The sequence below is a fragment of the Escherichia sp. XD33 genome, assembly GCF_019375075.1.
GTDB classification, from domain to species: Bacteria; Pseudomonadota; Gammaproteobacteria; order Enterobacterales; family Enterobacteriaceae; genus Enterobacter; species Enterobacter flexneri_A.
The window spans coordinates 1-744 of record NZ_JAENDM010000253.1; the positions used below are offsets into that span (position 1 = coordinate 1).

The following is a 744-nucleotide window of genomic DNA, read 5'->3' on the forward strand; positions in this document are numbered from 1 at the left end:
ACCGGCAAGGCGTCGTAGATACGCACTTTCCCAGTACGCCACCGTAAGGGGTTTTTCTCTTTGGCAGCAAGAATGGTTTGGTTTCTTTTTTCCTCGGCGCCGTAGGCGTCCGACTAACACCTGAATTAAGCCGCGCCGCGAAGCGGCGTCGGCTTGAATGAACTGTTAGATGCCAGCCCGATCAATGTGCGCTGACCTTGGATAGCAGATTTAGAACGGCGACGCCACTAACGATAAGTCCCATGCCAACGAACGCCCACAAGTCTAGTTTCTGGCCATGGAAGATCCAAGCGATAGCTGCCACAAGTACGATGCCGAGGCCAGCCCAAACAGCATAAGCAATGCCGACCGGGATGGACTTGAGTGCGAGAGAGAGGAAATAGAACGCAAGCCCGTAGCCAGCCACAACTACAACAGAAGGAACTAACTTGGTGAATCCATGGCTGGACTTCAGTGCGGAAGTTGCGACGACCTCACCAAATATTGCAATAGCCAGAAAGAGCCAGTTCTTCACGTGCAATCTCCTCTACGGTATGAAGGATAAATAGTGGTGGCTATGAGTTGCCAAAAACAGTCTTGCGGCTGTCGATTTTCTGTGAGCATACGCAACGCCAAATCTGGCATCTAACGCTTGAGTTAAGCCGCGCCGCGAAGCGGCGTCGGCTTGAACGAATTGTTAGACATTATTTGCCGACTACCTTGGTGATCTCGCCTTTCACGTAGTGAACAAATTCTTCCAACTGA

1 protein-coding gene and 1 pseudogene are annotated in these 744 nt (G+C 51.3%); both read right to left on the reverse strand.

The window, feature by feature from the left end:
- Positions 1-181 precede the first annotated feature (181 nt).
- The gene (gene qac / locus K0778_RS26630; RefSeq protein WP_000800531.1) at positions 182-514 is read right to left on the reverse strand and encodes a quaternary ammonium compound efflux SMR transporter QacL; all 333 of its coding nucleotides are present in this window, start codon (positions 512-514) and stop codon (positions 182-184) included.
- Between the two features lie 122 nt (positions 515-636).
- Positions 637-744: pseudogene (locus K0778_RS28900) on the reverse strand (ANT(3'')-Ia family aminoglycoside nucleotidyltransferase); the annotation flags it as partial.